This window comes from Peptostreptococcus sp. D1, from assembly GCF_900112955.1.
Lineage (GTDB): Bacteria > Bacillota > Clostridia > Peptostreptococcales > Peptostreptococcaceae > Peptostreptococcus.
Genome location: NZ_FONP01000015.1, coordinates 24467 through 30676 on the forward strand (window position 1 = coordinate 24467; position 6210 = coordinate 30676).

Sequence of the window (6210 nt, forward strand, 5' to 3'; positions counted from 1 at the left end):
AAGACTGCTATAGATGTCATTTTTTTGAAGTAATTCTATACTCTCAAAGGCTCTTATATGCCTAGCCTATCGCTTAGAATTTTCATAACCTTTTCAGAAACACTTCCTCCAACCCTACGAATATTTTTAGATAGAGAATTCTTGTTATCTATTAAATAATTAATTTGACTATTAGCTATAGTATCGCCAACAAGCATTATAGGCATATCTCTATTTATATCAGAAGTCAGTATGCTTGCAGTTTGAGCATCAACCAGCTTATCCTTATTGCCACTTGCAACTATTAATCCTCTCATCAATATTTTATTCTGTTCGTCATTAGAAGAATAAAAATTCTTAAGTATACTTAAATTTGTATCATATCTATTCTCTCCAGAAACTCTCTTTACTCCATTAGCTCCTATGCTCGAAATAGATTCAATATCACTCATAGCTTTAGGAGACACTGTGTTTACTCCACCAATAACTGTAACAGACTTGAAAGCATAGTCAGCAAGAAGTTGCTTAGAGTTTGCATCAATAGCATCTTTGTTAACGACTAAAATTGGATCAACAGTATTTTTTAAAAGAGTTTTATCTGATTTGTCCATTGCAACAGGTGCTATTGACATAGCATCAGACTCGCCATATCCGCCAACAACAAATACTCTATTAGCAACCTTTTTATTTTCTGCTAAATATTTCGCAACATTCAATGATGTCTCATATCTAGAGCTACCTTCTAATCGTTTAACCACCACACCGGGGAATGCTTTTCTCAGTTGATCAGTAACTGATGCTGGTACCGAAGATTTTCCACCAATTATATATACTTCCTTATTCTTCATATTTCCACAAACTCTATTTATTTCATCTAAAGCTGTTTTATCTATTCCAGATTTCTGAGCAAGAAGAATTGGGGCATTGTAAGCAGACGCAAGTGGTGATGCAGATAATCCATCTATAATAGAATCACCGCCAACTATTACGACACTGTCAGCTTTTTTATTGCTAAATCTATCTTTCGAAACTCTTATAGCAGTATCATATCTGTCTTTACCTACAAATTTTCCATTTTCTTTTTTATTTTCTTCATTTTCATCCAAGGCCTTTGTCAAAAGAGTATCCACTTCATCAGGTGTCTTTGCTTCTTTTACATCCCTTTCAAGCTCTTTTTTTCTGGCATCTGACAAGTTACTTAATTTATCTATTATATCATTTACAGCTTCTTTTCTATTTCTTAGTGACTGATTTTTATTTTTTTCATTTTCATCAAATGCTTTTGTTAAGGTATCATCTACTTCATTTGGTGTTTTTGCTTCTTCAACGATATTTTTAAGCTCTTCTTTTCTTTCATCTGATATATGACTTAACTTATCTATTATATCCTTTGCAGCTTCTTTTTTATTTATTAATGACTGTTCTTTGTATTTATCTTTTAGTTTTTCATCATTTTTTTCTTTTATTTCTTTTGCAACCTTGACAGCGTCATCTATTTCTTCTATGCTAACAGCATCATTTATCTGCTCTGTTTTCACTTTAAGTATATGCTCGGGTAAACCAATGTCCTTTAGCTCCTGAATTGCTTCTTCTTTTCTTTGATTTAATTTCTTATCATATTCAGGACCAAAAATAAATTCGCTATTTTGCTCTCCCTCTATACTATAAATAGTGCAATTAATCTTCTTTAAATTATGCATATACTCATCTTTTAATGTAACCCTCAAGATATTATTTTCTAAATCTTCATAAAATATAGCAGTATCCTTAATACCATCATTTTGTATTTTTTCTAACTTATCATCCTCAATCTTAAAAGCGATATTTGAAAAGTTCGATTTTTCATCTCCATTCAGAGAAAATGTAACTATTATTTGAGTAGCTTGTTTATAATTACTTATTTCAATTCCATTACGTAATCTTTCAACAGTAGTTTTACTATTTTCTGATGATTCTGCCGCCTCAGCATTCAAAAAAAGCTTTTCAAAATTTCCAGATGACATACTTGATAACACCGCAGCTGATGCTAACGATGTACATATAAATTTGTTTTTCATTTAGAACATCCCCCTTGTTTCTAATATATTTATCAGTATTATTACCAGTTTTTAGTATATCATTTAAATCATGTATCATCAAGTACAATATAGAATAATAATTATTAAGTTTTTTCATAAGGTTTTAAATAAATTTCACTTCCACCTTTGATAATAAATGAAAATAAATATGCTACAGCTCAAGCCCAACTTGACTCGATACTGTAGCATAAAAGCTTGAATATTGATATTTTTACTTAATAAATATTATTTGACATTAGCCAATCGTTTAATTAACGATTGTGGGCTTATTCTTCATCATCACCAACTGATTCCAATTGAATCAATAGCTGCTTATCTATAACCATATCATCCACGTTCACATGAACCTTTGTTACTTTTCCAGCAGATTTAGCTACTATATTAGTTTCCATCTTCATCGCTTCAATTACTATTAAAGGTTGATTTTCTTCTACTTCATCACCAGCCTTAACAAGAATCTTGACTACTTTACCTGGAATACTTGCACCAATTTGATGTGGGTCATTCATGTCCGCCTTTTCAACATTTACAACCTTTCCTGAATAATTTACATCCTTGATATCTACATCTCTAAGCATACCATTCAGCTCAAATGTAAGAGTTCTCATTCCATCATCTTTTGGTTCACCGATGTCTATCAATTTGATAGTCAAATTTTTTCCTTCTTCTATTTCAACTTCACATTCTTGTCCAATGTTTAGACCATAGAAGAAAACGTCGCTTTCTAGTTCGCTAACATCGTTAAAATCATTTACGTGTTTGATATAATCATCGAAAACCTTTGGATATAGCGCATAGCTTACCAGCTGTCTGTCAGTAGGCTTTTCGATTCCCAACTCTTCAATCAGGTGCTTCTTTATCGCATCAAAATCTTCATTAGGAAGAAGTGAGCCAGGTCTAACTGTAATTGCTTCTTCACCCTTTAACACAACCTCTTGAAGCTCCTTTGGTACTCCCCCCATAGGTTGTCCGATCATCCCCTTGCAATAATCCACTAGTGAATCTGGGAATGATAAATTTTTACCTTCTTCGATAATATTATCTTCTGTTAGGTTATTTTTAGTCATAAATATTGCCAAATCACCTACAACCTTTGATGATGGTGTAACTTTGATAATATCTCCAACAACTCTATTAGCAACCTTGTAGTTTTCTTTAACCTCTTCAAACCTATTCACAAGACCCAAGCTATCTGCCTGTGGCTTCAAGTTAGTATACTGACCACCTGGAATTTCAAAGTCATATATTTCAGCATTAGAATTTATTAAATCACTTTCAAATTTATAATAAATTTTTCTCAAATCTCTGTAGTACTTACCCAGCTCGTTGTATCCAAATACATCAATTTCAGGATCTCTTTCAGTAAATTTCAAACCCTCTATAACTGCATTTAGAGATGGCTGTGAAGTAATTCCTGCCATTGATTCCAAAGCAGCATCCACTATATCTACTCCAGCCTGAGATGCCATCAATAAAGTCGATACACCGTTTCCACTTGTATCATGTGTATGAAGGTGTATTGGTACCTTTACATTTTCCTTCAACGCCTTGATTAACTCAAATGCAGCATAAGGCTTTAATAGACCAGCCATATCTTTGATACCAATTATATCAGTTCCTGCTTCCTCTAATTCTCTAGCCATATTTACATAGTAGTCTATAGTGTATTTATCCTTGCTTGGATCCAGAACATCACCTGTGTAACACATTGCAGCTTCGACAATTTTTCCAGTTTTTTGAGCAATAGAAATTGATTGCTTCATATTTTCTACCCAGTTCAAAGAATCAAATATTCTAAATACATCAATACCTGAATTAGCACTTTGCTTAACGAACTCTTCAATGACATTGTCCGGATAGTTTTTATATCCAACTGCGTTTGAAGCTCTAAGCAACATCTGGAAATTTATACTTGGAATAGCTTCTCTAAGCTTATGAAGCCTTGTCCATGGAGATTCTTTTAGGAATCTATATGCAACATCAAAAGTCGCTCCCCCCCACATTTCTAGTGAGAACATATCTTTTTGATAGTATTCAGTAGCCTCAGCTATATTTAACAAATCAAATGTTCTTAATCTTGTAGCTATCAAAGACTGATGTGCATCTCTCATCGTAGTATCAGTAAACAATAATTTCTTTTCATTTTTTATTTCCTTTAGATACTCTTCTTTGCCAAGACGTAGGAGCCTTTCTCTACTTCCTTCGACATTTTTAATAGCTCTTATTCTAGGCTCATAAAGGGCATCAAAGCATTTTCTTTCTGCCATCTTATTTTCATTGACAACGACATTCCCTATAAACCTAAGAAGCTTTGTACCTCTATCCTTGCTTTCTCTAATATCGAAAAGATGTGGATTTTCGTCAATGAATTTTGTTGAGCAGTTTCCAGCTATAAACTGTGGATCCAAAAGAACGTTGACAAGGAAGCCTACATTAGTCTTAACTCCTCTTACTCTCATTTCCTTTATAGATCTAACCATTTTATTTATGGCACCCTGGAAGGTTCTGTCATAAGAAATAGTTTTTACAAGCAATGAATCATAGTAAGGGCTTATAGTCGCACCAGTAAAACCGTTTCCACCATCAAGTCTAATACCAGCACCTGAGCCTGATCTATATACTTGAATCTTTCCAGTATCAGGCATAAAATTCTTCTTAGGATCCTCCGTTGTAATTCTACATTGTATTGAGTATCCTCTTAATTCTATATCATCCTGAGATTTTATATCGATTTCTGGATCACTAAGCTTATATCCCTGAGCTAATAGTATCTGGCTCTGAACAATATCAATTCCAGTAACCAATTCAGTAACGGTATGTTCAACCTGAACTCTTGTATTCATTTCTATAAAATAATAGTTTCCATGCTTGTCGACCAAGAATTCAAGAGTACCCGCATTGCTATAATTAACGTGCTTTGCAATTTTTACTGCGTCTTTACAAATTCTTTCTCTCAAATCTTCAGAAAGTGAAAATGCCGGTGCAAATTCAATTATTTTCTGATGTCTTCTCTGAACTGAACAGTCTCTCTCATACAAGTGAACTATATTCCCATAGCTATCACCCAAAATCTGAACCTCGATATGCTTTGGATCTTCAATATATTTTTCAATAAATATTAAATCCTCTCCAAACGCTTTTCTAGATTCACTTCTGGCATTCTCAAATTCTATTTCCAAATCCTCTGAACGATGAACGATTCTCATACCTCTACCGCCACCGCCATTTGAAGCCTTTAGCATTACTGGATAACCTATTTCTTCTGCTACAGCCTTTGCTTCCTTTACTGTTTTTAGTGGCTTTTCAACACCTGGAATCGTTGGTACATTTGCTTCGTGAGCAACTATCTTAGAGTTGATTTTGTCCCCTAATCTCTGCATTATATCCGAACTTGGACCTATAAATGTTATTCCATTTTCTTCACATTTTCTAGCAAATTCAGCATTTTCTGACAAAAATCCATATCCTGGATGTATCGCATCTACCTTTTTTCTTTTTGCTAATGATATAATACCGTCTATATCTAGGTATGCATCAACCGGACCCTTGCCCTCACCTATCAAATATGATTCATCGGCTTTTGTCCTGAACAGTCCGTACTTATCTTCTTCGCTGTATATTCCAACACTTCTAATCTGAAGTTCAGCACACGCTCTAAAAATTCTTATTGCTATTTCGCCTCTATTGGCTACTAATATCTTATTAAATTTTTTAAGCATATTAATACCTCCACCTTATTTTTTTCTTTAATGTATCTATTATATATCAATTTAACTTTATTTTAAATACAAATTTTGAAACTTCTTATAAATTAATGTGAAAAGTATATATTTTTGTTCTTTATTTACTTTTTGTTCGTATTTTTATTTTTATTTCAACCGCTAAATCCGTTCAAACATATATTATTCAGTTCAATTGTTTTTAAAATATATACAATTACTACATTTTTTTATTCTACGTCTATCTTCATTATCTATCTTCATTGATTATAAAGTACATCAATAATTTTTTGAACAATTTAAAGCTATAAAAATGTATATAAAAAAGCTCTAGCTTATGCTAGAGCTAATCACGTGGCTACGTCCTATTCTCCCAGGCAGCTTCCCACCAAGTACCTTCAGCGCTAAGGAGCTTAACTTCTGTGTTCGGAATG

Annotated in this window: 2 protein-coding genes and 1 rRNA gene; all 3 read right to left on the minus strand. The window is 33.1% G+C overall.

Annotation, left to right across the window (positions count from 1 at the left end):
* Positions 1-53: 53 nt before the first annotated feature.
* Positions 54-2036: a cell wall-binding repeat-containing protein gene (locus BM120_RS09250; protein WP_091995385.1), complete on the minus strand. Its 1983-nt coding sequence runs from the start codon at positions 2034-2036 to the stop codon at positions 54-56.
* Between the two features lie 287 nt (positions 2037-2323).
* Positions 2324-5776 (minus strand): pyruvate carboxylase, encoded by a 3453-nt coding sequence (locus tag BM120_RS09255; protein WP_091995387.1) that lies wholly within the window; start codon positions 5774-5776, stop codon positions 2324-2326.
* Positions 5777-6128: 352 nt separating this feature from the next.
* Positions 6129-6210: ribosomal RNA gene (gene rrf, locus BM120_RS11405) — 5S ribosomal RNA — on the minus strand; the annotation flags it as partial.